Genomic DNA, 25,068 nt, shown 5'->3' on the forward strand with positions numbered 1-25,068 from the left:
TCGCAATAACATCAATAGGGATTTGCGTTAACGCGCAGGATAGCGCAGCCGACCGATGAAACGTGACAGACTTGGCGTATAGTCCTTGCGCTGCTTTGCCTGATATTTCACTTTTTCAATCTGCATCACATTGTCGATCCGGCGGTCCAGAAAGGCGCGGGTATCAGCAAAGTTTTCGCTATCATCATTGACGAAAACGCTCAAGGTGCTTCCATAAACCGCCGATAACGTCATGCGCTTGGTATAATGATTAAGGTCTGTGGCGTTATCGCCGGCCAGTCGCCAAATGCGATCCGCCGAACGCCAGCCCATTTTTGCGGCCCGCGCGAGATTCATTGGCATCGCCATGATGGCCAGCGCACGGCGCAAGGATTCCCGGTCCGGTGCCATGATGTCTAGCCGAGTCGCAACCAAGGCCGTAATCCGGTCTCGGATCTTCATCGCGTTCAGCGTTTCCACAGGCAGGCGGCGGGCGAGTTCCAGATCAACGCCTTCGACCCATGCGTCGATTATGTCGATGGCCTTGCCCTTGTACGCGAGCATGGCAACGTCGCGGTCAACGCCCATCTCATCCGCGGCGGCATGGACGGCGGCTTCGGACCATCCGTCAAAGCCGGCATGGCGGCCAATGGCGGGGGCAAGGGCGACGCGAATTTCATCAATCGTCGGGTCAGAGGGAAGAGCGTTTTCGGACATAAAGGCTATGTAGGCGTTCGCCGCGTTCAAGAAAAGGGCTATTGCTTTCGCACAAGAACCAGCGCGATCATAATAAGCGCACTGCCCATAAAATCCATTGGTGTCAGCATCTCACCAAAGGCCAACCAGCCAGCCGTCGCCGACAGAGCGGGTTGCAACAGCAAGGCAAGCCCGATCACCAATGGGCTGAAATGCGGCAAAGCATAAGTGAGGCAGCCTTGACCGAAAAATTGCGAGGTAAAGGCGAGCAGGAGGACAGGCCACCAAACCGCGGGAATGATCTGTTCATCTGCAAACACCGCGCCGGCAAAAAGGACAACAGCCGCAACGGCGCTCGCCATACCCAGCGCACCCCAGCTTTCGGTGTTTTGCCGCATCTTCATCATCAGCACCAAATAGACGGTATAGGTCAGCCCAGCGCCAAGCGACAAAAGGTCGCCGGTAAAGTGGCGCGGGGACAGCTCAAGGCTTTGGCCCATCAATAAGGCTGCGCCGACAAAAGCGAACATCACGGCCATGCTTTCCCATTTCGAAGGCATTTTGCGTGCTACAAGGACGCCATAAATCACCAGCAATAGGCTGGCACAATTGGCGAACAGCGTCGCATTGGCCATTTTTGTCTGAAAAATGCCAATATGCCACAAGATGATATCGACACCGAAAAACAGGCCCGCGATGATTGCGATCCAAAAGGTAGGTTGGCTGACCGCAGAAAAGCGAAACCCGAACCGGTAGCCCACAAACAGCAAAAATGGCACAGCCAGCGCCAGCCGCCAGAACCCAGTCGCGATCGGTCCGCTATCTGCGTAGCGCACAAGCAATGGGCCAAAAGCAATCGCAACATTGCCCGCAAGCAATGCGGCAAAGGCAAGCAAGCTTGGCGATTGTTGATGGAAAATCTTCTGCTGCATAAACCCCCGTTGCAATTTGCAACTTTCATCCGCATCTTGGCTTCAAATTCACGCTTAATGACAGGAAATCGCATGACTGCAACTTTGTTCGACCCGATTACACTTGGGGCCATCTCCGCGCCCAATCGCATATTGATGTCGCCGTTGACCCGCGGACGCAGTGAAGGCGAACATGTACCTTTGTCCGACCTGAAGGCAGAATATTACAGCCAGCGCAGCAGCGCAGGCCTGATCATCGCGGAAGCAACGGGCATTAGCCAAGAAGGCCTTGGTTGGCCATCGGCCCCCGGCATCTGGTCCGACGCACAAATCACCGCATGGAAACCCGTTACCCAAGCCGTCCATGACGCGGGCGGACGGATCATCCTGCAATTGTGGCACATGGGCCGTCTTGTGCACCCGGATTTCTTGGGCGGCGCGCCATGTGTTTCGGCTTCGGCCACCACCGCGCCCGGCTATGCACATACCGCAGAGGGCAAGAAGGATTATACCCAAGCCCGCGCGCTCGATATCTCGGAAATGCCGCGCATTGTGTCGGATTATGTCCATGCCGCGAAAAACGCGATGGCCGCAGGTTTTGACGGGGTGCAGATTCACGCCGCCAATGGCTATTTGATTGACCAGTTCCTGCGCGATAACACCAATTTACGCACCGACGAGTATGGCGGCCCGATTGAAAATCGTATCCGCTTGCTGCGCGAAGTGACCCAAGCCGTGGTTAACGCTGTGGGCGCGGATCGGACGTCGGTTCGCCTGTCCCCGAATGGGGAGACCCAAGGCGCGGACGACAGCAACCCCGTTGCATTGTTCACCGCTGCGGCCGCGGCGCTGCAGGATATCGGCATCGCCTTCCTTGAGCTGCGCGAAATCAAACCTTATGGTAATTTCGGACAAACTGAAGTGCCGCGCGTGTCGCCTGAGATCCGCCAGATATTCAAAGGCCCGCTGGTGCTGAACCAAGAATATACCAAGGAATTGGCGGATGCCGATCTGGCCTCTGGCCTTGCCGACGCGATCAGCTTTGGCCGTCCGTACATCAGCAACCCCGACCTTGTAGAGCGGTTGCGCATTGGGGCGGGCCTGACGCCGGATAATTTCAAAACTTGGTATTCGCCCGATGCGGAAGGCTATACCGATTATCCCTTCCTTGCACAGACGGACGCATAACGCACATGATACAGGCGGGGCTTGGCCATTATGCGATAGCTATCCCCGCCTTGCTGCTTGTGCTGCTCGCAAGCGCCGAAGCGGTCTGGCCGCGCCGCGCATTGGTGTTGGGCCGAAGCCCACGGTGGCGCACGCACGCATTATTCTTCGTCAGCAACGCAGTCATCGGCCGACTGCTGTCGTTTTTGGTCGTGGTCGGCGTGGCTGCAAATTGGGCAGAGGTGCACCAGTTTGGCGCGCTCAATTTGGTCGCCTTACCCTTTTGGCTTGAGGCAGCAATCGCGTTTGTCATCCTTGATTTCGCCGTGTGGTTTCAGCATTTTTGGATGCATCGCAGCCCCTATCTGTGGCGGATGCATGCGGTCCACCATAGCGACCGCGATCTGGACGTGACCACCGCGTTGCGGTTCCACCCGTTTGAACTGATTGTCTCGACATTCTACAAATCAGCGATTGTCGCATTGCTCGGTGTGCCGTTACTTGTCGTATTGGCGTTTGAAACATGGCTCAACGCCAATGCGCTGTTCAATCACAGCAATATCCGCCTACCACGCAAGCTTGACCGAATGTTGCGGCTGTTGTTGGTGACGCCCGACATGCATCTGGTGCACCACAGCACTTTGGTTGAGGAACAGAAACATAATTTCGGTTTTGCGCTGACGCTTTGGGACCGCTGGTTTGGAACCTATTGGACAGAGTCCATTTTAGGCGCCGAAAATCAGGAAATAGGCTTGGCAGAGGTCAACGATGCCCGTCCTTCAGGGTTCATCTGGAGCATGAAGCAACCCATGACGTAACGGAATATAACGCCGTCTTGACCAGCGCGATTTTCCGGCGCATTTTTAATGCAGGGAGAGTTGAAAATGGCCAAAATACGTAAGATAATATTGGGCAGCGTTGCCGTCGTGGCGATTGGCGGTGGCCTTGTCTACGGTTGGCAACAATATCGTGACAAAAGCATCATGGACGATTCACGCGTTGCGCAAGTTTCGTCCGATGCTGAAGTCACGTCCGGCCCTGCCAATATATTATTGTGGGGCGATACCCATCTTCATACCGCCAATTCCATCGATGCCTTTGGCTTTGGCGTAAAGCTTGGACCAGAAGAAGCACTGCGTTTCGCGCGCGGAGAAGAGGTTGTGTCGACGGGTGGAATGAAAGCCAAGTTGGAACGACCGCTTGATTTTCTTGTGATCGCGGATCACTCCGGCGGGCTTGGCGCAACCAAGGCGCTTTACGATGCCCCCGGATTTCTCGTCCGCGACCCCACGCTGAAGCGTTGGCACACCGAAATGCATAAGGGGCCAGAGGGCATGCAGCGCGTGACCGGCGAACTCATCGACCGTGCGGGCCGCAACACGCTTCCCGCTGCGCTGACCGATCCCGAAAGACAGCGCAAGACGGGGACCCGCATCTGGACGGGTCATAGCACGCTTGTCGAACGCTATAATGAGCCCGGCAAGTTCACCGCCTTCATGGGCTTTGAATATACGTTGATGCCCGGCGGCAATAATTTGCACCGCGTCGTTATGTTCCGCGATGGTAAAAGCCGCACCGACAAGGTTCTGCCCTACGACCCTGGCCAAGGCGACACGCCGGTCAGCCAATTGTGGGACTATATGGACAATTATGAGAAGGTCACTGGCGGTAAGGTGCTGGCGATTCCGCATAATAGCAACCTGTCCAATGGTCTGATGTTCGAATTGGTTGGTCCTGATGGTGGGCCCATGACGGCAGCTTATGCACGGCGGCGCGCGGCGCGCGAGCCAGTGACCGAAATCACGCAAATCAAGGGCGATAGTGAATCGCATCCATTTTTGTCGCCCAACGACGAATTCTCCGGTTTCGGCACCGCAGGCTGGGACCGTGGCAATTTGACTATGCAGGCCAAGAAGAAGCCGCAGGATTATGCGGGCGAATATATTCGTGAGGCGTTAAAGCGTGGCTTGGCGATTGAAGCGCGCACTGGCGTAAATCCCTATAAATTCGGGGTCATCGGATCAACCGACAGCCATACGGCGCTGGCCACAGGCGACGAAGATAATTTTTTTGGCAAGCATTCCGGCGGTGAGCCAAATGCCGACCGTGCTTCGCAGGCCCAGAATCTTGGGACAAGGGAAGGACGTATTGGTTGGCACTATCTGGCGGGTGGCTATGCCGCCGTATGGGCCACAGCGAACACACGGGCCGCGATATTTGACGCCATGATGCGGCGCGAGGTGTACGCCACAACTGGTCCACGCATGACAGTGCGTTTCTTTGGCGGTTGGGGCTTTAATGACACGGATTTCGCAGGCGACTGGGTAAAGACCGGATATGCCAAGGGCGTGCCGATGGGCGCAGACCTGAAGCCCGGCAACGGCGCGCCAAAGTTCATGATTTCTGCGTTGAAAGACCCGATGGGCGCAAATCTTGATCGCGTTCAGGTCGTCAAAGGCTGGGTGGATTCTTCCGGCAAATTGCAGGAAAAGATTTTCGACGTTGTCTGGGGCGATGCAGACAAAAGGCGCAAGGGTGCCAATGGCAAAGTCCCGAAGGTAGGCGACACTGTAAACATCGCAAAGGCGAGCTATACCAACAGCATTGGCGATCCGGAATTGCGGACGGTGTGGACCGATCCGGAATTTAACGGCAGTGTCCGCGCATTTTATTATGTGCGGGTCATCGAGATACCGACGCCGCGCTGGGTGTTGTTTGATGCCTTGCGTTATGGTGCAAAATTGCTGCCGGGAACGGAGTTAAAGGCGCAGGAGCGGGCCTATTCGTCACCCATTTGGTATAACCCCAAAAAAGCCAGCTAGCGCCTAATCAAAGTCCAACCCTGATAGCGCGGATTCAGGGTCTGATATGCCCATCAAGCGGCGCATGGCTAACCGCGCGAGCCGCTGTGTTTCGGTTTTGCGTCGTGCAGGGGCAAGCGGCACCAAGGCCGCTGGCCGCGCGATTTCGGCATCATAAGCGTCGGCGATGATCAATCCGGCGCGTTCGGGTATGAACGCATCATTTTGCAGCGGGCTAACATCGAAACCGGCGGGCACTGCCCAGAAAAAGCGATCACAATATTCAAGATATTCTGGCCATTTCTGATCACCCAAAAGATCGGCGCGCGCACATTTGATTTCGACGATGATAATCTCGCCATTATTGCTGAGACCCATGAGATCAGCGCGGCGATTGTTGCGCAGGCTAACCTCGGGTTGCACGACAATCTGGTTGCGCAAGAATAGCCGCGAAACGCCACGCGCTACCGCAGGTGCACCGGAAATCGATGCAACATTAAGGGCCTGATCCATAATCTACCCTAGAACGAAAAGTGAACAAAATAAAGGCCCCTTATGGGGCCCTTATCGTTCATTGCGGTCGCGAAGATCAGCGGTAGAAGATATGATTGTCCACGCTGCCGATCCGCGTCAAACGCCATCCTGGCGAAACATGACGGGCGTGGAAGAATAATGCGCCTTCAACGGAGCTTTTCCATTTATTATCAAGCGCAATGTTGGTGATCGCGACGGCGTTGCGCCAATGCACGCTGTCCGTTTGGATCGACGGCAATCTTGAGCCGCGAACAAAGGAAAACTGACCCTTTTGGAAGACAACGCCGCATAATGTCGTGGGAAAGCGACCCGAATTGGCGCGGGCCAGTACCACACGGGCCACAGCCAATTGACCAGCAAGCGTCTCGCCCCTGGCTTCGAAATAGACCGCGCTGGCAAGGCACCGCTCTTCTTTGCTTAAGCTGTCATCCATATCCTGCGTGCGCACCAGATGGGTGAGTGAGGATGCAGTTGTTGCATCGACATCATTGGGGCTTAGGGTCGATTTCGGCATGAGGCCGTTGCTTGGCGTATACACAATGTCGCCATTGTCGGCGCGCGTGACGGTCACCTTATTCCTGTTCGCCAGATCCAACTGCGCCTGTTCGGCGGCGGTCTGCGTAGGGTCAATGATGCTGGTGTCGGCACGGAACTGTGTGCCTTCGTCATTACCAAAAGCAAATCCTGCTTCAGCAGTAATGACTGCGGAAATCAGGGTACAAGATATGGCTACCAAAGAGGCAGCCCGAAAAAATTTCAACATGTAACATACATTAATGCGGCGGCACCAACTGACGAAACTCTATTAGTTTGTTATACTTCGTCTTTTGTTGCATCCGACTTGCGTGTTTGTCTGGGCACTCCATTTGTGCCCGATATGACAACCTTCGCTACTCAATGAATGCGGATTGATGGCGCAGCGCAGCAAAGTCAAACAAACATGGTCAGAAGTCCGTTCAACCGTGCATCGGACGCGACATCCAGTTCAAATACCCACAAATCCGGGTCACGCGCACAACGTTTTTGCCAATAATCCTGCACCGCAATTCCAGTATATTCTTTTAAATCCGTCATTTGCCAAGCGGTCTGGCCGTGTAATGACGGATAGCGTTCGTATAATTTGGGGTCCGTGCCGCGAACCTGCCCGACAAGCAATATCGCACCAGAGACCGCATCGCCCTTTTTCAGAACAGTGGCGAAGTCACCTTCGGCTTCCACCATGCGCTTGATGGCGGAGATAAGAACGCCGCTGGCAAGCCGCGGCTCAATCAAGCGGCGTCACGCTCTTCAGACAAAGTCAGGACCGCAAACATCGCCGACGAATCTGCGGCGCCACGCAATTGCGCGCGAAATTTCTCATCCCGAAACAGGCGTGAAACCTCCGCCAATGCACGCAAATGCGATGCACCGTCCTGCGCCGGTGAAACAAGTGCGCAGACCAGATCAACTGGCTCATCGTCGACCGCATCATAAGGCACTGGTTTTAACAGCCGAACAAATACGGCAACGGGCATGTCGATACCTGAGACTTTGCAATGGGGAATCGCTGTTCCGCCGCCAAAACCTGTCGGGCCAAGGCGCTCGCGCTCAATCATGCCGTCCAGAACGGCATGGGCGTCGACAAAATAATTTTCAGCCGCGATGACCGATAGCTGCGCCAACAGGTCGGATTTACCCGAACATAGCATGTCAGCAGCAACGGCCCCCTCAACGAGCCTAGTAGAAAGTCGAATCATATTTTGTTCAAAAGCGCCCAGTGCGACCGCAGCGCAATCCCTAAATACCTGAAATGGTGTAGAAAATGAATTCTCGTCAGCCGAGGTCTAAGGTGCAGATTTTGGTTCAACCCACCCGATCGTGCCGTCTTCGCGGCGGTAAACCATATTATGCCGCCCAGTTCCAGTGTTTTTGAATAGGAGGGCAGGGGTATTGCGTAAATCCATGAGCATAACCGCATCGGAAACCGTTGATTCAGGAATATCCACGCTCATTTCCGCCACAATCACGGGGGCATCGGATAAGGGCACTTCTTCCTCACCATCACCTGCATCAAACACGGTATACGCGGCTTCCTCTTGCGCCATCGCATAAGCAGTTTGTTCATGGCGATCCTGCAGTCGGCGCATATAACGGCGCAATTGTTTCTCAATACGTTCGGCGGCACGGTCAAAGGCAACATGCGCATCCTGTGCTTCGCCGCGCCCTTTCAGGACGAGGCCCTGCATCACATGCATCACAATATCGCTGGTAAAGCCGTCATGCGGCGCACGGCCAAAGGTTGCATGTGATGATAATGATTTGGCGAAGTATTTTTCGGCAATGGAACCAAGTCGTGTTTCCACATGGGTTTGGAGCGCTGCACCGGTGTCGACCTGATGTCCTGAAACCCTAATGTCCAATGCCCGTCTCCTTTTTGTTAAAGCGCTGATCCCGGCTGGAGCCAAAGCGCGTCCTTAATCTTTGCAACAAATTCGGCATGGCGCACCAATTCCTCCGTTGAGGCAGAATGTGCGCGCGCTGGTCGAAATGTTTTCAATGTCTGAACTTTATTAACGTCCATTTGGCCGCTTATTTTATGCGCGTTATCATCGTCGGCAAGGCCAAGGCCAATTTGCCGACCACCCGTCAGTTCAATATATAATTGCGCAAGCAATTCGGCATCCAACAACGCGCCATGCTTTACGCGGTGGCTACGGTCGATGCCATAACGGGTGCACAAGGCATCTAAAGACAGCTTCGCGCCGGGATTTTTAACCCGTGCCAACGCCACTGTGTCAACCATACGGTCCATCGACACAGGCGGACGACCGCAATGCTGCAATTCGTGATTGAGAAAGCCAAAATCAAAGCTGGCATTATGCGCAACGAGCGGACTGTCGCCTAAAAACGCCAGCAGCTCATCCGCCTTTTCACCAAAAGCAGGTTTGTCAGACAGAAAACGGTCCGAAAGGCCGTGCACATTCTCGGCGGCGGCGGGCATCGGGCGCTGTGGGTTGAAATATGCGTGGTAATGCTTGCCTGTCATCACCCGGCTGACCATTTCGATGCAGCCAATCTCGACCATGCGATCCCCGCTTGCAGGGTCAAAGCCAGTCGTTTCCGTATCGAATATAATTTCACGCATTCTGATAGTAGATGTGAGCCTGTTTGCAGGCTTATGCAAGACCCAAGCGCAGCTTTTTGACAAGAGCGCGCACATCGGCCCGCGTTTCGATGATATCCTTGCCTGTATCAATGACATGGTCCGCACGCGCGCGCTTGTCGGCATCATCCATTTGTAACGCCAGAATATGTTCAAACTTGTCTGGGGTCATATTTGGCCGTGCAAGGACGCGTTCACGTTGAACGGCGGCAGGTGCACTTACAACGACGACCGTATCGACCCCAGCCTGCCCACCCTTTTCAAACAATAAGGGGATGTCGAACAATATCATGTCCGCGCCCTCATGCGATTCCAGAAACGCTTTCCGGCGTTCGCCCACGGCGGGATGAATAATCGATTCCAACAGTGCCAACCGGTCGCGGTCGCCAAAAACAGCCGCACCAAGCGCTTGACGGTCGACGCCCTGCGGCCCCGTCGTGCCGGGAAAAGCAGATTCAATTGCGGGCACCAGCGCACCATTAGCCTTTTGCAAGTCATGCACCGCGGCATCAGCGTCAAAAACCGGCACGCCTTCATCGGCAAACATCAACGCGACCGCCGATTTGCCCATGCCGATTGAGCCGGTCAGGCCAATGATCATCGGCTTTTTCATTTCAGCAACAATGCCCGCAATGCATCCTCACCATCTTCAGGCGGCGCAACGCCGAAAAACAATTCAAACGCGATTGCTGCCTGCCCCACTAGCATTTCAAGGCCATCGACCGTTTCCAATGCGCGCAGACGCGCCGCTTTTAACAATGGCGTTTCTATCGGCGCGTAGACAAGGTCATAGACAATGGCATGTTCCGGCAAGGGAGAAAGGTCTATCTCAAGCGCTTCCTGCCCAACCATGCCCAAAGGGCTTGCGTTCACAAGCAAGGCTGCATCCGGCAAGCGCGCGTCAAAGCCAATCACTTTGCCTTTCAACCCAAAATGCGCGAGCAAAGCTGCTGCCTTCAAACCGTTGCGGGCAATCAAAACGACGTCCCCTACATCAGCCTGCGCCAAGGCGTAGAGCACGGCGCGCGCCGCGCCGCCTGCACCAATGACGACAGCCGTCGCACCTGATAACGGGATATCAGCAATTGGGCCATAAAAACCGCCCACATCCGTATTGGTCGCGACAAGCGCGCCGGCGTCATTGCGAAATACCGTGTTAATCGCGCCGATAGAGTTGCGCACATCGCCCGGGTCAGCCACAAAATCAAGCGCCGCAATTTTGTGCGGTATCGTGATATTGCACCCGCGCCATGCGGCATCGGCCGCGCGCTCGGCAAAATAACGTTCCAAATCATCGGGCAGCACCGCATGCGCTCGATAATCACGGACCAACCCCAATAGTTGAAGCCAAAAATTGTGAATCAGCGGTGATTTGGAATGTGATATCGGGTGCCCGATCACTTCGGCATAATAAGTCATGTCGGTAAAAGGCCTCTCAATCGCAGATAATCAAGCAGCGGAAGCAAAGGCATTCCGATGATCGTAAACTGGCTGCCGCTAACACTGGCGAACAATTGCGCGCCTTCGGCTTCAATCCGGTAGCAGCCGACACAGTGGCGGATTTCATTCCAATAGGTTTCGACATAATGATCAATATATTCGGGGCTTAAGCGGCGCATCGTCATTTGCGCGGTGTCGATAATGCGCCAGACTGGTTCGCCATGCTCACAGATAACGGCCGCGCTGATGAGCCGATGCACCTTGCCCGAAAGCTGCGCCAGATGGGCGCGGGCATCGTCAGCTGTTTCGGGTTTGTCAAAAATATATCCGTCGGCGCCAACGCAAATCTGGTCGCACCCCAGCACCATCTTTGTTGGAAATTTGCGGGACAGCTTGCGCGCCTTTGCCTCTGCCAAGGCATCGGCAATATCGCGGGGCTTAGCGCCAGCTTGGGCGAGCGATGCCTTGATACTTTGCTCATCGACCAAGGCTGGAACCGCCTCTACCGATACCCCTGCCGCGTTCAACATCGCGATCCGTCCGGCGCTTTGGGACGCAAGGATAAGGGTCACGATTCCTCCGCCTGCGCCATTTCGCGCGCGTTGAACAAATTGATAATCGCTGCGGCACTTTCCTCGATTGACCGCCGCGTTACGTCCAACACTGGCCAGCCATTGTCCGCAAATATACGCCGTGCATGGGCGACTTCGGCACGCACTTTTTCCTCATCCACATAATCTGTATCTGGCGACTGGTTCAGCGACAGCAGGCGGTTGCGACGGACTTGAATCAAACGCTCTGCACCTGTGACAAGGCCAATGACTATGGGGTGCTTCAGTTGAAACAATATCGGTGGTGGCGGCGATTCCAGCACGATCGGGATATTCGCCGTCTTATATCCCCGGTTGGCGAGATAAATGCTCGTCGGCGTTTTTGAGGTCCGCGACACCCCCGTCAACACAATGTCCGCCTCTTCCCAATTTTGTGCATTAATGCCGTCGTCATGGGCAATGGTGAACTGAACGGCATCGACGCGCGCAAAATAAGCAGCATCCATGACATGTTGTCGACCTGGGCGTGCTTTGGCCTCTTGGCCCAACATGTTCGACATGGCATCGCTGACCACATCAAGCGCAGCAACCGCGGGCAAGCCCAAAACCCTGCATCTCGTTTCCAATTTGCGCCGGATATCCCGGTTCACCAAAGTGAACAGCACAAGTCCGGGATTTGCGGCTATATCGATTAATATCCGGTCCAATTGGCTTTCCGAACGCACCATTGGCCAGAAATGCTTTACCACATCCTCTGCACCGTCAAACTGCACCAAGGCGGCCTTGGCGATATTTTCCAAGGTTTCGCCGGTGGAGTCCGATAACAAGTGTAAATGAAAACGCTGGCTCATGGCTGACAGCCTTGTTGGCAGCTTGGGGATAAATCAAGGGACAAGTTTTGCATGGTGAATTCTTGTCCGTTACCCGGAATGTACCGTTCGATTCGGACACAGGCTGTCCACAACCAAAAACCATTATGCACAGCTTGTGGATAATGGGGAATAAATTTGCGACTCTGGCCCTATCCTTCTGTCTGCACGCGTCAAGCTGTTGGCAATATCCGCAAAAGCTTTTAAGGGCCCGACTATCAACAGCGCATCATCTCTCATCATCCTTTATATAAATATATATTTTGATTGGATCTCGTCCCTTTATGTCTGCGCCAAGCCCGAAAAAACTGCTTAACGTCCTGCGGGGCAATCAGGAGACTATTCCGCCCATATGGCTCATGCGCCAAGCGGGTCGTTATTTGCCCGAATACCGTGCGTTGCGGGCCGAAAAGGGTGGGTTTTTGGCGCTGGCGTATGACAGCGACGCCGCCTGCGAAATCACTTTGCAACCGATCCGACGTTTTGGGTTTGACGGTGCGATACTGTTTTCCGACATTCTGGTGATCCCGCATGCCATGGGTCAGGATCTCTGGTTCGAAACTGGCGAAGGTCCACGTCTTGCGCCGCGGCTTGTAGAATCGCGTTTGGAGGATTTCGTCCCCGCGCCGGAAAGGCTTGCCCCAGTCCTCGACACGGTACGCAAGGTATCGGCAGCGCTTCCGGCTGAAACAACCTTCTTAGGCTTCGCGGGAAGCCCGTGGACGGTCGCTACCTACATGGTGCATGGTCAGGGTAGCAAAGACCAAGCCGAGGCCCGTAGGATGGCGCATGCAGAGCCTGAGCGCTTTGGCGCATTAATCGATGCAATCATTGCCGCAACCGTTGATTATCTGGGTGATCAGATGGATGCTGGCGTTGACGCGGTGCAATTGTTCGACAGTTGGGCAGGGTCGTTATCACCAGCACAGTTCGAAAAATGGGTCATTGCGCCCAACGCCGAAATCGTGCGCCGTTTGAAGGCGCGTAATCCCAATGCTGTCATCATCGGTTTTCCCAAAGGTGCAGGCGGCAAGCTTGCGGCTTATGCCGAAGGGACAGGCGTAGATGCCTTGGGATTGGATGAAACCGTTGATCCGCATTGGGCCAACCGGGAATTGCCTAAAGGGCTTCCCGTGCAAGGCAATCTTGACCCGCTGGCGTTGATTGCGGGCGGCGATGTGTTAAAGGGTGCAGTGAAAAATATCCTCAGCGGCTTTGATGACCGTCCGCATATCTTCAATCTGGGGCATGGCATCCTGCCAGATACTCCAATTGAAAATGTTGAACTGCTTCTGAATCTGGTCCGCAAGGGTTAACCAATAAAGGCCGTTTTTATGACGGAAACTCTATCTGTGCTGTATATCTGGCTAAAATCCGCTCACATCATTTTCGTCATTTTCTGGATGGCGGGATTATTCATGATCCCGCGTTTCTTCGTCTATCATCAAGAAAGCGCTGAAGGATCCGAGGAAGCTGCCAAATGGGTGGACCGCGAATCCAAGCTGATCAAAATCATCCTCAATCCTTCCCTCATCGTGGTTTGGGTTTTGGGTCTCGTTTTGGCGTGGAATATTGGCGCCATGGCGCAAGGTTGGTTCCATGCTAAATTGCTATTTGTGTTGGGGCTGTCAGCTTATCATGGGTGGACAGTTGGTTACGCCAAGAAATTGGCCCGCGGCGAACGGCAGTTAACGGGTAAGCAATTGCGTTTACTTAACGAAGTTCCAGGCATTGCGTCGGCAATTATCGTGATATTGGTTGTCGCCAAGCCGTTTTAACGCCTCTTTTTACGCATTTTTTGAGAAGAGTTGACGTTGCGGCTGCGTCGGAGTATTTAAGGGCTTAAGCCCGTCCTGGGCATGCGGCGCGACTGTAAACAATAACCGCGCCATCAACCTTTCAACATTCAACCGGTTGGCTTTTTAAAACTGGTCATATCATCGGGCGGTCAGCCCATCCATCATGCGGGCTTTTGGTCCATCCAACGGAATTATCTATGCATTTGAAAGAGCTGAAAAGCAAAAATCCCGCCGACCTTGTATCCATGGCTGAAGAGCTGGGTGTTGAGGGCGCGTCGACCTTGCGCAAGCAGGATTTGATGTTCGCGATCCTGAAAGAGCTTGCTGAGGATGGCGAGCAGATCATGGGTCTTGGTACGATTGAGGTTTTGCCGGACAGTTTCGGTTTCTTGCGTTCGCCCGAGGCCAATTATCTGGCGGGTCCGGACGATATTTACGTGTCGCCGAACATGGTGCGCCAATTTGGTTTGCGCACAGGTGATACCGTCGAAGGCGAAATTCGCGCACCAAGGGATGGTGAGCGTTATTTTGCCCTGACCAAGGTATTGAAGATTAACTTTGATGATCCCGATGCTGTCCGTCACCGCGTCAACTTTGATAACCTGACACCTTTATATCCCGATTCAAAGCTAACGCTGGATTCGCTTGACCCGACCGTCAAGGACAAGTCCGCCCGCGTCATCGACATTGTCAGCCCGCAGGGCAAAGGGCAACGCGCCTTGATCGTTGCGCCGCCACGCACGGGTAAAACCGTGTTGCTGCAAAATATCGCGCGCGCCATTACGGAAAACCATCCAGAGGTATTTTTGATCGTTCTACTGATCGATGAACGGCCTGAGGAAGTGACCGACATGCAGCGGTCGGTAAAGGGGGAGGTTGTATCCTCCACCTTTGATGAACCCGCAACGCGTCACGTTCAAGTTGCTGAAATGGTTATAGAAAAAGCAAAACGTTTGGTTGAGCATAAGCATGATGTTGTGATCTTGCTTGACTCCATAACGCGCCTTGGCCGCGCCTATAACACCGTCGTCCCATCATCGGGCAAGGTGCTAACAGGCGGTGTGGACGCCAACGCCTTGCAACGTCCAAAGCGCTTCTTCGGTGCGGCGCGGAACATCGAAGAAGGTGGTTCCTTGTCCATCATCGCAACAGCTTTGATCGACACCGGCAGCCGCATGGACGAAGTTATTTTTGAAGAGTTTAAGGGCACGGGCAACTCCGAAATCGTGCTGGATCGCAAGGTCGCTGACAAGCGCATCTTCCCCGCATTGGATGTCGGCAAATCCGGTACGCGCAAGGAAGAATTGCTGGTCGAGGAAAGCAAGCTCAAGAAAATGTGGGTGCTTCGCCGTATCCTCATGCAAATGGGCACTATCGATGCGATGGAGTTCCTGCTCGATAAAATGAAGGATTCGAAAACCAACGAAGACTTTTTTGACTCAATGAACCAGTAAGCCAGATATTTCGGAGATCCGTTGTGATTGATTTTCTTGTGGTCGCGTCGACCGTTAATAATCTGGGTGGGCCCGCTGATATTTGGGCAGCTATCGTCAAAGATTTTTCCAATATTACCCAACCTGCGGCCTTTGCGGCGTTCATGCAGGTCTTGTTGATTGATCTCGTGCTGGCTGGCGACAATGCCATTGTTGTCGGCGCTTTGGCGGCTGGATTGCCGCCGGAACAGCGTAAGAAGGTCATTCTCATCGGCGTCCTCGCGGCGTTGGTGCTGCGTATCATCTTTGCGTTGATGGTGACATGGCTTCTGGGCATTGTTGGTCTGGTGCTCGCAGGTGGCTTGTTGCTGCTGTGGGTGGCCTGGCGCATGTATCGCGATATTAAGGGCCATTCTGGTGAATCTGCTGGTTCCCCTGAAATCGTGGGTGACGAACACTCCGGCGTAAAGTCGACCAAAACCTTTGCGGGTGCGGCTTGGGGCGTTGCAGTTGCGGACGTATCGATGAGCCTCGACAATGTTCTGGCGGTCGCAGGCGCGGCGCGCGAACATCCCGGAATCCTGATTGTCGGCCTGATTTTCGCGGTCGCCCTGATGGGCATCGCGGCCAATATCATCGCCCAATATATTGAGCGGTATCGCTGGATCGCGTGGGTCGGCTTGGTCGTGATTGTCTATGTTGCGGGCAAGATGATATTCGAAGGCTGGAACGAGGTTCAGCCTTACGCCATGAGCTTTGCTGGCATGTAAGGAAGGGCTCCCTTTTTGGGAGCCCTTATTGCTTCAACCTAGATGCTCGGCGAAAAACGCCGCTGTCCGCGCATCCGCCAATTCAGCGCCTTGCGCGTCTCGACGATTGCCCATTTGTGCAGCAAAGCCATGGTCAAGACCGTCATAGTCATGCAGCGTCACCTTTGGGTTGTTGCCAAGGCCGGCATGAATCGCGGCCTGCGCTTCGGGTCCGACAAAATGGTCGGCGGTGGGAATATGCAGCATCAACGGATGGGCGATAGCATGGCTTTCGTCCAACATCTGATCGATCATCACCCCATAATAGCCAACCGACGCGCTGATGTCGGTGCGCGCGGCTGCCATATAAGCGAGCCGTCCGCCTAAGCAGTAGCCGACAGCACCCACTTTTTCGATGGGTGCTTGGTTTGATAAACCTCCACGGACGGCGTGAATCACCGCTTCGATATCGCGCACACCATCATCGGCATCATATTGACCGAAATAGCCAAATGCCTCTTGAAGATCGGCCTCAACATCGGGATTGAGCTCAACCCCCGGTGCAAAGCGCCAGAAGATGTCGGGGGCAACCGCGAGATAACCAGCATTCGCCAACAGGTCGCATTTCTGCCGAATTCCCGCATTCACCCCAAATATCTCGGGTATGACGATTATCGCGGCATGCGCCTTGCCCGCCGGGGTGGCGACATAGGCCGGAAAAACTGCGTCCTCGCCCAACGCATCAATCTTTACATATTCACCCATTTTATGCTCCTCGGCGGAAATTCTCCGCAATTGCGTGATTCGACTTAGCCTTTATAGTGATGTTATCGGTAAATAGGAGGGCGCGGCCCATGAAGATGAACATTGAAATCGACTGTTCCCCTGAAGAGGCTCGGGCGCTGCTTGGACTTCCTGATGTCACAAAAGCAAATGAGGCTTATGTGGAGAAAGTAACTAACCTTGTGAACGGCGCGGGCGGCATTGACCAATTGCAGGAGTTGGGAAAGCAAATCGCACCCATGGGGCAAATGGGGCTGCAATTGTTTCAGCAACTGATTGAAACAGGTGCAAAGGCCGCAATGTCTGGCCTGAACAAGACCGACAAAAAATAACCTTGGGATGACATCTGCTGACACGATTTTTGCGCTATCGAGCGGCGCGCCGCCAGCGGCCATTGCCATAATGCGTATCAGTGGGCCTGCGGCTTTCGACATATTGCGCGGCCTATGCGGACGAATCCCCGCACCGCGTAGGGCGTCCTTATGCAGCCTGCGTTCGCCGGAGACTCAGGAGATATTAGATCAGGCTCTTGTGCTGGTCTTTCCAGGGCCAGACACGGCCACAGGGGAGGATCTGGTTGAGCTGCATCTCCATGGCGGCCGGGCGGTGGTCCGCGCCGTTGAAAATGCAATTGCCGCCTTTCCTGAAGCGCGGCGTGCGGAGGCAGGAGAATTTACCCGACGTGCCTTTGCCAATGGTCGAATGGATTTGAACGAAGCCGAAGGATTGGCGGATCTATTGTCGGCGGAGACCGAATGGCAACGCCGCGCTGCGGCCAAGATGTTTGGCGGGGCCTTTAGTGCGGCGATTGAAGAATATCGGCAAGACGTGCTCCAACTGTCTGCGCTGACCGAAGCGGAGCTAGATTTCTCCGATGAAGGCGATGTCGATGTCCAGAATGATGCGGCCATCACAAATGGCTGTGCAGACCTGCAGCAAAAAATAGCGATATTGCTGGCCAGTCCCCCCGCCGAAAAGTTAAAGGACGGGCTGCGCGTCGTCTTGGCCGGCCCACCCAATAGCGGCAAATCCACCTTATTAAACGCACTGGTCGGGCGCGAGGCAGCCATTGTTTCTGATATTGCCGGCACCACGCGGGACATGATTGAAGTGCCGGTGGCGGTCGAAGGGGTGGCGTTGTTGTTCACGGACACAGCGGGGCTGCGTGACGATAGTGCTGATGTCATCGAACGTATTGGCATCGACCGAAGTCATGCCGCGATGCAGCAGGCAGACATATTGCTATGGCTTGGTCCGGAAGGCGAGGGCCCCCCACACGCGAATCTTATTGAGATAGCGGCGAAATGTGACGTCAAGGACAATGTGGTGAAATCTGCGGACGCGATGTCTGTGTCTGCTCAGACGGGTGCTGGCATAAGCGCGCTGCTCCACATCGTCGCAGCACGGGCGAAGACGCTACTACCGCCTGCGGATCAGTTTGCCGTCAACGCGCGGCAAAGAGCCTTTTTGGGCGATGCCGCAGTTGCGCTTGCGGCCTGCAGTGAATCTGCAGACTGGTTGATCATTGCCGAACATTTGCGGCAGGCAAGGCGTGCACTCGACGCCCTAACAGGACGAGCGCATACGGAGGAACTGCTCGACACTATCTTTGGAAAATTCTGCGTGGGGAAATAGTCTGTTTCACGTGAAACAGAATAGCACTCTTTTTTGACCCGCGGATAATGTTCGTATATGCGCGAGCAATGACAACCGATTTCGATATCATTGTTGTAGGTGGCGGCCACGCCGGCACAGAGGCGGCGGCGGTTGGCGCGCGCATGGGCTTGCGAGTCGCGCTGGTGAGCTTTGACAAGGACATGATCGGGGCGATGTCGTGCAACCCAGCCATTGGCGGCTTGGGCAAAGGCCATTTGGTGCGTGAGGTTGATGCCTTTGATGGCTTGATCGGCCGCGCCGCCGACGATTCTGCTGTGCATTATCGCATGCTCAATGCATCAAAAGGGGCAGCAGTGCAGGGCCCGCGTATTCAAGCCGATCGCAGATTATTCAAAGCGTCGATCCAGACGCAGCTCGCGGCCTTGGCGAATCTCCGCATCATACAGGCCGAAGCGGCCGCCCTGCATTTCCTACCCAACGCCCGGACGCGCGTTGCGGGATTGGTTTTGGGCGACGATATTATCATCACGTCAGCCGCCGTGGTCTTGGCGACGGGGACGTTTTTAGGGGGAAAGTTGTTCCGTGGCGAAGAGCGGCTCGACGGGGGACGGGTGGGCGAAGCGTCGGCTATGCTGTTGGCGCAGCAATTGCGTGGCGCAGACCTGCCCATCGCACGTCTGAAAACGGGTACGCCACCCCGTCTGGATGGACGCACAATCGATTGGGCGCGTTTGGAAATGCAGCCGTCCGATGATGATGATTGGACAATGTCATCGATGCGCCACCGCCGGTCTGTGCCGCAACTTTTTTGTGCCATGTCACGCACCAATGCCGAAACGCATGATATCATCCGGTCGGGGCTCCATCGCTCGCCACTTTTTGGAGGTGACATTGAGGGCAGGGGGCCGCGTTATTGTCCGTCTATCGAAGACAAGATTTTCCGTTTTGGCGACCGTGAGGGGCATCAGGTATTTCTGGAACCCGAAGGCATCGACAGCCATTTGATATATCCCAATGGCATTTCAACGTCGCTGCCAACAGACATTCAGGCGGCCATGGTTCGATCCATGATTGGTCTGGAACAATGCGAGATTGTCGTTCCGGGCTATGCGGTGGAATATGACTATATCGACCCACGCTGCCTGGATTCCAGCCTCGCCGTGCGGGGATTTGAGGGACTATATTGCGCGGGGCAAATTAACGGCACCACTGGGTATGAGGAAGCGGCTGCGCAAGGCCTGGTAGCTGGTATGGGCGCAGCGTCGAAGATTTTGGCACAGCCCATGCCGCTTATTGACCGGACCAATAGCTATATTGCGGTGATGATCGATGACCTGACCCTGCAGGGGGTGACAGAGCCTTATCGTATGTTAACCGCGCGCGCGGAGTATCGCTTGCGCTTGCGCTCTGACAATGCGGCGTCACGGCTGACGCCGCTCGCGATTGCCGTGGGTGCAGTGGCCAAGGAACGCGCCGCTGCTTTTCAGGAAAGGCTTGTGCAGCAGAGCGAACTTCAAAACAGACTTCAGAAAATGGTGAGTGCCGATGCCCTGCTCAAACAGGGTATCCAAGTGAAGCAAGACGCCGGTAAAATGACCTTGTTCGATTGGTTGCGCTTTCCCCAGCTATCAATTGCTCAATTGTTGGAATTGGATGGCGCGGCTTGGCCGCAGGACCTCATCATGGAGTTGGAACAAGACGGCCGATATGCGCCTTATTTGGCGCGGCAAGAGGCAGAGGTAAACGACATGGCGGCCAATGAGCAAATTCAACTGTCGGCGCTTGTGGACTATCGGGCCATATCTGGATTGTCGCATGAAATGGTTGAACGGCTTGAGGCGTCGATGCCTGAAAATCTCGCCGCCGCGTCACGGATAAGGGGGATTACACCCGCAGCGCTTGCAGCTATTCTCGTGCACGCCAAGCGCGCCAAAATTGCTGTTGCGGAGGCAGCATGACCGAGATCGAAGCCGTCGATTGGCTTAAGGCCCATCTCCATGTTTCACGTGAAACATGGGATGCTCTGGAATCATTCGTGGTATTTCTAAAGCGGGAAGCCGAAAGCCAGAATTTGATATCGGCCTCAACTTTAGACCATATTTGGGCGCGCCATATCGTCGATAGTGCCCAGCTGTTGTTGTTTACCGATGCATCTGCGCCGCAGATTAATTGGCTCGATCTTGGATCTGGCGCCGGGTTCCCGGGATTGGTCATTGCATTGCTGACTGATTATCAGGTGACATTAGTCGAATCGCGCGCCCGTCGCATTGAATATCTGCAAAGAGCAATTGAGATGCTGGACATGACCCACCGCGTGCGCGTGGCGGGCGTGCCATTGGAGCGCTTGGAAACTACTCAATATGGCGTCATTAGCGCCCGCGCCTTTGCACCCTTGCCGAAATTGTTTGATCTTGCCGCGCGCTTCGCAACAAATAACACTTTGTGGCTGCTGCCAAAGGGGCGTAATGCTAAGGCAGAATGGCAAAGCGCGCAGCCACAATGGGACGGAAATTTTCGCATCATGAACAGTGTAACAGACCAAGAGGCGGGTATTCTGGTCGGTACATTGTCGGGGAAACACAAAGCGCGCGCCATCTTTGTAACACAGGGGCAAGAGGAATGATCCGAATAGCTATCGCCAACCAAAAAGGCGGCGTTGGGAAAACAACCACCGCCATCAACCTTGCTACGGCATTCGCCGCAAGTGGCTGGCGCTGTTTATTGGTTGATCTCGACCCGCAAGGAAATGCTTCGACTGGCCTTGGCCTGAAGCAAGCGCAGCGGGTCCACAGCAGCTATGATTTATTGCTAGGCGATGCATCCTTAGAGGATGCAGCCATTCCCACAATTATCCCCAATCTTGATATAGTGCCAGCAACCGTCGATCTGTCCGGCGCTGAAATCGAGCTTGTCGATCATGAAGATCGCACAGGGCGATTAAAGGCCGCGTTTGACAAATCCGACGCGCGTTGGGACGTTTGCCTCATTGATTGCCCCCCATCGCTTGGCCTGATTACCGTCAACGCGTTGGTCGCCGTCGACTCGCTTCTTGTCCCGCAACAGTGCGAATTTTTCGCGCTTGAAGGGTTAAGCCAATTATTACAGACGGTGGAGCGTATCCAAGGTCGATTTAATCCGGCGCTATCGATCTTGGGCGTAGCGCTCACCATGTATGACAAACGCAACCGGTTGACCGAGCAAGTGGCGGATGATGTCCGCAGTTGCTTGGGCGATCTTGTGTTTGAAACGGTGATCCCACGCAATGTCCGATTGTCAGAGGCCCCCAGCCACGGGCTGCCTGCATTGGTTTATGACCATCGCTGTTCGGGTTCCGAAGCCTATATGAAACTTGCACGAGAATTGATTGGCCGCTTGCCGGTCCGGGAGTTAGCAGCGTGAGCATTGATAATCCGACTGAAAAGTCGCCCCTGAAGAAGAAAATGGGCCTTGGCCGAGGCTTGGATGCCTTGTTAGGCGAGGCCCTGCGGGGAGACGGTAAACCCCCGAATTCTTCCGCAGATCAAGACGCGCGGAGCCAAGGCGTGACAAGCTTGTCGGTCATCGACATTCGCCCCAACCCCAATCAGCCGCGACGGTATTTTTCTGAGGAAAAGCTGGATGAATTGGCGGCAAGCATTGCCCAGCACGGGATTATTCAGCCCATCGTCGTCCGGCCCTTTCAGGGTGGATACCAAATTGTAGCAGGTGAGCGCCGTTGGCGCGCGGCCCAGCGCGCCCAATTGCACGAAGTACCCGCGATCGTTCGAGATTTTGACGACACGGAAACGGTTGAGATCGCGCTGCTTGAAAATATTCAGCGGCAGGACCTGAACCCTATTGAAGAGGCAGAGGCTTATAAAAAGCTGACTGAGCTTTTTGGGCACAGCGCGGCTGAATTGGCTGCTCTGGTGCACAAGTCGCGTAGCCATGTCGCAAATATGATGCGCTTGCTGGATTTGCCATCGACGCTGCGGGAGCTAGTGACGGAAGAAAAGCTGAGCATGGGGCATGCGCGTGCGTTGCTGGGCAGTGACAATGCTGTCCAGCTTGCGATGCTGGTCATTAAAAACGGTCTTTCCGTGCGGGCGACCGAAGCACTTGTCCAGAAAGAGCGCCGGCCAAAGGCGAAAAATGGTCGGACCCCGGTGGCAAATGTCGCCGAAAACCCTGACATCCGTGCTGTTGAATCGCATCTTGGTGATCTTTTGGGCTTGAAGGTGCGGATCGCACAAAAGGATGATTCCGGCGCAGGCGCGGTGACGTTTGAATATGGCAGCTTGGACCAATTGGACATGCTGTGTCAGCGGCTCACGGGCGAGAAGTTTTAGCTACGGGCGCACAGGCTTTGAGGTCGCTCGCTTGGTACGGTTACGAGGCCTTAAAACGCCAACGGTATATGTGCAGCGAAATCATGTTGTCGATGTTGCTGAACAGGGCAGGGTTGCATAGGCTCCTTCCCGGGATCAAACGATGGATGCAACCCAGTATATGACGCAGGATGTGGCAAAGCGACACCGTCTATCGACGCGCATCTGGCATTGGCTGAATGCGCTGGTCGCGACGATCATGCTCATGAGTGGGCTCATGATCTTCAACGCCCATCCTCAGCTATATTGGGGCGATTTTGGTTCACGAGAAGATTATGCATGGCTGCAAATTGACGATACGCGCACCACTGGTTTTGTCAGGATCGGCGACGTCTCCTTTGAAACAACAGGGGTGCTGGGACTGTCTTTGGATGCGAAAGACAATGTTCGCCGTGTGGCCTTTCCCGGCTGGGCGACCATACCGACGGCTTATGATCTGGCCGCCGCGCGGCGTTGGCATTTCGCCTTTGCTTGGGTCTTCGCCTTGGGCTTGACCGCCTTCATGCTGGTCTCCTTGTTCAACGGGCACATCCGTAAGGATTTACATGTCCGCCGTGCGGAATGGCGTTGGGCGGCCTTGTGGAGTGACATTAAAGATCATGCGCGGCTGCGTTTTGGCAATAAAATGAACGAAAGTCATTATAATATAATACAAAAATTCAGCTATATCGGCGTGATATTCCTTTTGCTGCCGCTGTTGATCCTGACCGGCATCACCATGTCCCCCGCCATGAATGCGGCGTGGCCGTGGTTGCTGGATCTATTTGGCGGGCGGCAGTCGGCACGCTCGCTGCATTTTATCGGGGCAGTCTTGATGATATTGTTTGTGGTGGCGCATCTCATCATGGTTCTGCTCTCTGGCCCGATTACGGGCATCCGATCGATGATTACAGGGAGGGCGATGCCCAAGTCGAAACCGGATCAGGGCGGGAGGCGACCATGACAGACGACCGCGGATGCTTTCGCCGCCGCGACCTGTTGCGCGGCGTGACTCTGGGGGGCAGCGGGCTGCTTCTCGGTGGCTGCGACGTTATGAATGAGAATGCAACTTTTCGCTCAGCATTGCGCGGGGCGGAAAAGCTCAATCAAATGACGCACCGCACTTTGGCCGACCGTGCAGCCTTGGCCCCCGAATATGCGATGTCGGACATTTCGCCTGTGTTCAAAACCAATGGTTCGTTGACCGGGACGTCGACGGATTATCTGGCGCATCTGCAAAACGACTTCGCAGACTGGCGGTTGCGCATAGACGGCCTAGTCGCCAATCCAATGGACATTGGGTTGGCCGCATTAAGGGCGATGCCTTCGCGCACGCAAATCACGCGACATGATTGTGTGGAGGGGTGGAGCGCCATTGCGCAATGGCAAGGCACACCGCTGCGCCTTTTGCTGCAGCAGGCGCAATTGTCGCCACGTGCCAAATATATCGTCTTTCACTGCGCGGACAATTATGGCGCACGCCCTTATTATGAATCGATTGACGTAATAGATGCCTTTCACCCGCAGACCATATTGGCATGGGGCATGAATGGCGAAACCTTGCCCATAAAATATGGCGCACCCGTCCGGTTGCGGGTGGAGCGACAGTTGGGATATAAGCATGCCAAATATGTCATGCGCGTCGAGGCAACCGATGATTTGTCCAAATTTCATGGGGGAAAGGGCGGATATTGGGAGGATGTCGGCGACTATGAATATTATGCCGGAATCTAGGCTTGCGCGGCCGCGCTGTTAATGGAAAAGCGTTTCGCAGATAATAAGGAGAGCCGAACGCCATGAAGACCCGCGCAGCTGTTGCATTTGAGGCCAAGAAGCCTTTGGAAATCGTTGAGTTGGACTTGGAAGGTCCCAAGGCGGGCGAGGTCTTGGTGGAGATTATGGCGACAGGGATTTGCCATACCGATGCCTATACGCTCGACGGTTTTGATAGCGAGGGTATTTTTCCCAGCGTTTTGGGCCATGAAGGCGCAGGCATTGTGCGTGAGGTTGGCGCCGGCGTGACCAGCGTCAAGGCGGGCGACCATGTTATACCATTGTACACGCCGGAATGCCGCCAGTGTAAGTCCTGCCTGTCGGGCAAGACCAACCTGTGCACCGCAATCCGCGCGACGCAGGGCAAGGGGCTGATGCCCGATGGCACGTCGCGTTTCAGTTATAAGGGCCAGACCATTTTCCATTATATGGGCTGCTCAACCTTTTCGAACTTTACGGTTTTGCCAGAGATTGCGGT

General features: G+C 54.8%; 29 protein-coding genes. 16 read left to right on the plus strand and 13 right to left on the minus strand.

The annotated features are described in order from the left end of the window. Nucleotides 1-27: 27 nt before the first annotated feature. Together Q0O07_RS01025 and Q0O07_RS01030 are read right to left on the minus strand one after the other, a co-directional pair. Nucleotides 28-696, minus strand: a complete 669-nt coding sequence (locus Q0O07_RS01025) for a COQ9 family protein (protein ID WP_295489260.1) — start codon at nt 694-696, stop codon at nt 28-30. A 38-nt stretch (nt 697-734) separates the two neighbouring features. Then, a complete protein-coding gene (locus Q0O07_RS01030) occupies nt 735-1,607 on the minus strand; it encodes a DMT family transporter (RefSeq protein ID WP_295489261.1) in 873 nt (290 codons plus the stop codon). Nucleotides 1,608-1,679: 72 nt separating this feature from the next. On the opposite strand from Q0O07_RS01030, the gene Q0O07_RS01035 reads away from it, so the two are divergent. The 3 genes from Q0O07_RS01035 (at nt 1,680) to Q0O07_RS01045 (ending at nt 5,575) form a co-directional block, all read left to right on the plus strand. Beyond that, on the plus strand, nt 1,680-2,774 hold the full coding sequence (locus tag Q0O07_RS01035) for an alkene reductase (RefSeq protein ID WP_295489263.1): 1,095 nt from the start codon (nt 1,680-1,682) through the stop codon (nt 2,772-2,774). Nucleotides 2,775-2,779: 5 nt separating this feature from the next. Beyond that, nucleotides 2,780-3,571, plus strand: a complete 792-nt coding sequence (locus Q0O07_RS01040) for a sterol desaturase family protein (protein ID WP_295489264.1) — start codon at nt 2,780-2,782, stop codon at nt 3,569-3,571. A gap of 66 nt (nt 3,572-3,637) precedes the next feature. Next, nucleotides 3,638-5,575 carry a DUF3604 domain-containing protein gene (locus Q0O07_RS01045; RefSeq protein ID WP_295489265.1) on the plus strand — a complete coding sequence of 646 codons (1,938 nt, stop codon included), beginning with the start codon at nt 3,638-3,640 and terminating at the stop codon, nt 5,573-5,575. 3 nt (nt 5,576-5,578) lie between these two features. On the opposite strand, the gene Q0O07_RS01050 is transcribed toward Q0O07_RS01045, so the two are convergent. The 10 genes from Q0O07_RS01050 to Q0O07_RS01095 form a co-directional block, all read right to left on the minus strand. Next, entirely contained in the window at nt 5,579-6,067 is a 489-nt protein-coding gene (locus tag Q0O07_RS01050) for an MmcB family DNA repair protein (RefSeq protein ID WP_295489267.1), read from the minus strand. Between the two features lie 76 nt (nt 6,068-6,143). Then, entirely contained in the window at nt 6,144-6,851 is a 708-nt protein-coding gene (locus Q0O07_RS01055; protein WP_295489269.1) for a cell wall hydrolase, read from the minus strand. 167 nt (nt 6,852-7,018) lie between these two features. Beyond that, on the minus strand, nt 7,019-7,360 hold the full coding sequence (locus Q0O07_RS01060; RefSeq protein ID WP_295489270.1) for a DUF1491 family protein: 342 nt from the start codon (nt 7,358-7,360) through the stop codon (nt 7,019-7,021). Then, nucleotides 7,357-7,824 carry a PTS sugar transporter subunit IIA gene (locus Q0O07_RS01065; RefSeq protein WP_295489272.1) on the minus strand — a complete coding sequence of 156 codons (468 nt, stop codon included), beginning with the start codon at nt 7,822-7,824 and terminating at the stop codon, nt 7,357-7,359. Before Q0O07_RS01065 ends, Q0O07_RS01060 begins: the two co-directional genes overlap by 4 nt. An 87-nt stretch (nt 7,825-7,911) precedes the next feature. Continuing rightward, on the minus strand, nt 7,912-8,487 hold the full coding sequence (gene raiA, locus Q0O07_RS01070; protein WP_295489273.1) for a ribosome-associated translation inhibitor RaiA: 576 nt from the start codon (nt 8,485-8,487) through the stop codon (nt 7,912-7,914). A 17-nt stretch (nt 8,488-8,504) separates the two neighbouring features. Next, a complete protein-coding gene (dnaQ, locus tag Q0O07_RS01075; RefSeq protein ID WP_295489274.1) occupies nt 8,505-9,212 on the minus strand; it encodes a DNA polymerase III subunit epsilon in 708 nt (235 codons plus the stop codon). A gap of 31 nt (nt 9,213-9,243) precedes the next feature. Then, complete coding sequence (gene coaE, locus Q0O07_RS01080) at nt 9,244-9,843, minus strand: dephospho-CoA kinase (RefSeq protein ID WP_295489275.1); 600 nt, start codon at nt 9,841-9,843, stop codon at nt 9,244-9,246. Then, nucleotides 9,840-10,649, minus strand: a complete 810-nt coding sequence (locus tag Q0O07_RS01085; protein WP_295489276.1) for a shikimate dehydrogenase — start codon at nt 10,647-10,649, stop codon at nt 9,840-9,842. The genes coaE and Q0O07_RS01085 overlap by 4 nt, the downstream gene beginning before the upstream one ends. Then, nucleotides 10,646-11,200 (minus strand): Maf family protein, encoded by a 555-nt coding sequence (locus Q0O07_RS01090; protein WP_295489313.1) that lies wholly within the window; start codon nt 11,198-11,200, stop codon nt 10,646-10,648. Before Q0O07_RS01090 ends, Q0O07_RS01085 begins: the two co-directional genes overlap by 4 nt. 38 nt (nt 11,201-11,238) lie before the next feature. Beyond that, on the minus strand, nt 11,239-12,072 hold the full coding sequence (locus Q0O07_RS01095; RefSeq protein WP_295489278.1) for a pyruvate, water dikinase regulatory protein: 834 nt from the start codon (nt 12,070-12,072) through the stop codon (nt 11,239-11,241). A gap of 302 nt (nt 12,073-12,374) precedes the next feature. On the opposite strand from Q0O07_RS01095, the gene hemE reads away from it, so the two are divergent. From hemE to Q0O07_RS01115, 4 genes are all read left to right on the plus strand, one after another. Further along, nucleotides 12,375-13,406 (plus strand): uroporphyrinogen decarboxylase, encoded by a 1,032-nt coding sequence (gene hemE / locus Q0O07_RS01100; protein ID WP_295489279.1) that lies wholly within the window; start codon nt 12,375-12,377, stop codon nt 13,404-13,406. Between the two features lie 18 nt (nt 13,407-13,424). Then, on the plus strand, nt 13,425-13,868 hold the full coding sequence (locus Q0O07_RS01105) for a CopD family protein (protein ID WP_295489281.1): 444 nt from the start codon (nt 13,425-13,427) through the stop codon (nt 13,866-13,868). Between the two features lie 218 nt (nt 13,869-14,086). Further along, complete coding sequence (rho, locus tag Q0O07_RS01110) at nt 14,087-15,343, plus strand: transcription termination factor Rho (protein WP_295489283.1); 1,257 nt, start codon at nt 14,087-14,089, stop codon at nt 15,341-15,343. Nucleotides 15,344-15,369: 26 nt separating this feature from the next. After that, nucleotides 15,370-16,092, plus strand: a complete 723-nt coding sequence (locus Q0O07_RS01115; protein WP_295489316.1) for a YjbE family putative metal transport protein — start codon at nt 15,370-15,372, stop codon at nt 16,090-16,092. Nucleotides 16,093-16,125: 33 nt separating this feature from the next. Here Q0O07_RS01115 and Q0O07_RS01120 read toward each other — a convergent pair whose 3' ends face one another. Then, nucleotides 16,126-16,836 carry a dienelactone hydrolase family protein gene (locus tag Q0O07_RS01120; RefSeq protein ID WP_295489284.1) on the minus strand — a complete coding sequence of 237 codons (711 nt, stop codon included), beginning with the start codon at nt 16,834-16,836 and terminating at the stop codon, nt 16,126-16,128. A gap of 89 nt (nt 16,837-16,925) precedes the next feature. On the opposite strand from Q0O07_RS01120, the gene Q0O07_RS01125 reads away from it, so the two are divergent. From Q0O07_RS01125 to Q0O07_RS01165, 9 genes are all read left to right on the plus strand, one after another. After that, nucleotides 16,926-17,186, plus strand: a complete 261-nt coding sequence (locus tag Q0O07_RS01125) for a DUF6489 family protein (protein ID WP_295489285.1) — start codon at nt 16,926-16,928, stop codon at nt 17,184-17,186. Between the two features lie 7 nt (nt 17,187-17,193). Beyond that, nucleotides 17,194-18,489: a tRNA uridine-5-carboxymethylaminomethyl(34) synthesis GTPase MnmE gene (gene mnmE, locus Q0O07_RS01130; RefSeq protein ID WP_295489286.1), complete on the plus strand. Its 1,296-nt coding sequence runs from the start codon at nt 17,194-17,196 to the stop codon at nt 18,487-18,489. Nucleotides 18,490-18,557: 68 nt separating this feature from the next. Further along, the gene (gene mnmG / locus Q0O07_RS01135; RefSeq protein ID WP_295489287.1) at nt 18,558-20,429 is read left to right on the plus strand and encodes a tRNA uridine-5-carboxymethylaminomethyl(34) synthesis enzyme MnmG; all 1,872 of its coding nucleotides are present in this window, start codon (nt 18,558-18,560) and stop codon (nt 20,427-20,429) included. Next, nucleotides 20,426-21,094, plus strand: coding sequence for a 16S rRNA (guanine(527)-N(7))-methyltransferase RsmG (gene rsmG, locus Q0O07_RS01140; protein ID WP_295489288.1), 669 nt, complete (start codon nt 20,426-20,428; stop codon nt 21,092-21,094). Before mnmG ends, rsmG begins: the two co-directional genes overlap by 4 nt. After that, nucleotides 21,091-21,870 carry a ParA family protein gene (locus tag Q0O07_RS01145; RefSeq protein ID WP_295489289.1) on the plus strand — a complete coding sequence of 260 codons (780 nt, stop codon included), beginning with the start codon at nt 21,091-21,093 and terminating at the stop codon, nt 21,868-21,870. The genes rsmG and Q0O07_RS01145 overlap by 4 nt, the downstream gene beginning before the upstream one ends. A 41-nt stretch (nt 21,871-21,911) precedes the next feature. Beyond that, on the plus strand, nt 21,912-22,799 hold the full coding sequence (locus Q0O07_RS01150) for a ParB/RepB/Spo0J family partition protein (RefSeq protein ID WP_295489319.1): 888 nt from the start codon (nt 21,912-21,914) through the stop codon (nt 22,797-22,799). A 142-nt stretch (nt 22,800-22,941) separates the two neighbouring features. Further along, nucleotides 22,942-23,781: a cytochrome b/b6 domain-containing protein gene (locus Q0O07_RS01155; protein WP_295489290.1), complete on the plus strand. Its 840-nt coding sequence runs from the start codon at nt 22,942-22,944 to the stop codon at nt 23,779-23,781. After that, the gene (locus Q0O07_RS01160) at nt 23,778-24,551 is read left to right on the plus strand and encodes a molybdopterin-dependent oxidoreductase (RefSeq protein WP_295489292.1); all 774 of its coding nucleotides are present in this window, start codon (nt 23,778-23,780) and stop codon (nt 24,549-24,551) included. Before Q0O07_RS01155 ends, Q0O07_RS01160 begins: the two co-directional genes overlap by 4 nt. Nucleotides 24,552-24,613: 62 nt before the next feature. Then, a partial coding sequence (locus tag Q0O07_RS01165; protein WP_295489293.1) for an alcohol dehydrogenase catalytic domain-containing protein occupies nt 24,614-25,068 on the plus strand: 455 nt, incomplete at its 3' end.

It is taken from the genome of Sphingorhabdus sp. EL138 (assembly GCF_945890115.1).
Classification (GTDB): Bacteria; Pseudomonadota; Alphaproteobacteria; order Sphingomonadales; family Sphingomonadaceae; genus Sphingorhabdus_B.

Excerpts from the sequence above, each read along its gene's own strand:
- Q0O07_RS01025 (WP_295489260.1), bottom strand. The coding sequence starts at position 696 with ATGTCCGAAAACGCTCTTCCCTCTGACCCGACGATTGATGAAATTCGC.
- Q0O07_RS01030 (WP_295489261.1), bottom strand. The coding sequence starts at position 1,607 with ATGCAGCAGAAGATTTTCCATCAACAATCGCCAAGCTTGCTTGCCTTT.
- Q0O07_RS01035 (WP_295489263.1), top strand. The coding sequence starts at position 1,680 with ATGACTGCAACTTTGTTCGACCCGATTACACTTGGGGCCATCTCCGCG.
- Q0O07_RS01040 (WP_295489264.1), top strand. The coding sequence starts at position 2,780 with ATGATACAGGCGGGGCTTGGCCATTATGCGATAGCTATCCCCGCCTTG.
- Q0O07_RS01045 (WP_295489265.1), top strand. The coding sequence starts at position 3,638 with ATGGCCAAAATACGTAAGATAATATTGGGCAGCGTTGCCGTCGTGGCG.
- Q0O07_RS01050 (WP_295489267.1), bottom strand. The coding sequence starts at position 6,067 with ATGGATCAGGCCCTTAATGTTGCATCGATTTCCGGTGCACCTGCGGTA.
- Q0O07_RS01055 (WP_295489269.1), bottom strand. The coding sequence starts at position 6,851 with ATGTTGAAATTTTTTCGGGCTGCCTCTTTGGTAGCCATATCTTGTACC.
- Q0O07_RS01065 (WP_295489272.1), bottom strand. The coding sequence starts at position 7,824 with ATGATTCGACTTTCTACTAGGCTCGTTGAGGGGGCCGTTGCTGCTGAC.
- dnaQ (WP_295489274.1), bottom strand. The coding sequence starts at position 9,212 with ATGCGTGAAATTATATTCGATACGGAAACGACTGGCTTTGACCCTGCA.
- coaE (WP_295489275.1), bottom strand. The coding sequence starts at position 9,843 with ATGAAAAAGCCGATGATCATTGGCCTGACCGGCTCAATCGGCATGGGC.
- Q0O07_RS01085 (WP_295489276.1), bottom strand. The coding sequence starts at position 10,649 with ATGACTTATTATGCCGAAGTGATCGGGCACCCGATATCACATTCCAAA.
- Q0O07_RS01090 (WP_295489313.1), bottom strand. The coding sequence starts at position 11,200 with ATGTTGAACGCGGCAGGGGTATCGGTAGAGGCGGTTCCAGCCTTGGTC.
- Q0O07_RS01095 (WP_295489278.1), bottom strand. The coding sequence starts at position 12,072 with ATGAGCCAGCGTTTTCATTTACACTTGTTATCGGACTCCACCGGCGAA.
- hemE (WP_295489279.1), top strand. The coding sequence starts at position 12,375 with ATGTCTGCGCCAAGCCCGAAAAAACTGCTTAACGTCCTGCGGGGCAAT.
- Q0O07_RS01105 (WP_295489281.1), top strand. The coding sequence starts at position 13,425 with ATGACGGAAACTCTATCTGTGCTGTATATCTGGCTAAAATCCGCTCAC.
- rho (WP_295489283.1), top strand. The coding sequence starts at position 14,087 with ATGCATTTGAAAGAGCTGAAAAGCAAAAATCCCGCCGACCTTGTATCC.
- Q0O07_RS01120 (WP_295489284.1), bottom strand. The coding sequence starts at position 16,836 with ATGGGTGAATATGTAAAGATTGATGCGTTGGGCGAGGACGCAGTTTTT.
- Q0O07_RS01125 (WP_295489285.1), top strand. The coding sequence starts at position 16,926 with ATGAAGATGAACATTGAAATCGACTGTTCCCCTGAAGAGGCTCGGGCG.
- mnmE (WP_295489286.1), top strand. The coding sequence starts at position 17,194 with ATGACATCTGCTGACACGATTTTTGCGCTATCGAGCGGCGCGCCGCCA.
- mnmG (WP_295489287.1), top strand. The coding sequence starts at position 18,558 with ATGACAACCGATTTCGATATCATTGTTGTAGGTGGCGGCCACGCCGGC.
- rsmG (WP_295489288.1), top strand. The coding sequence starts at position 20,426 with ATGACCGAGATCGAAGCCGTCGATTGGCTTAAGGCCCATCTCCATGTT.
- Q0O07_RS01145 (WP_295489289.1), top strand. The coding sequence starts at position 21,091 with ATGATCCGAATAGCTATCGCCAACCAAAAAGGCGGCGTTGGGAAAACA.
- Q0O07_RS01150 (WP_295489319.1), top strand. The coding sequence starts at position 21,912 with ATGGGCCTTGGCCGAGGCTTGGATGCCTTGTTAGGCGAGGCCCTGCGG.
- Q0O07_RS01155 (WP_295489290.1), top strand. The coding sequence starts at position 22,942 with ATGGATGCAACCCAGTATATGACGCAGGATGTGGCAAAGCGACACCGT.
- Q0O07_RS01160 (WP_295489292.1), top strand. The coding sequence starts at position 23,778 with ATGACAGACGACCGCGGATGCTTTCGCCGCCGCGACCTGTTGCGCGGC.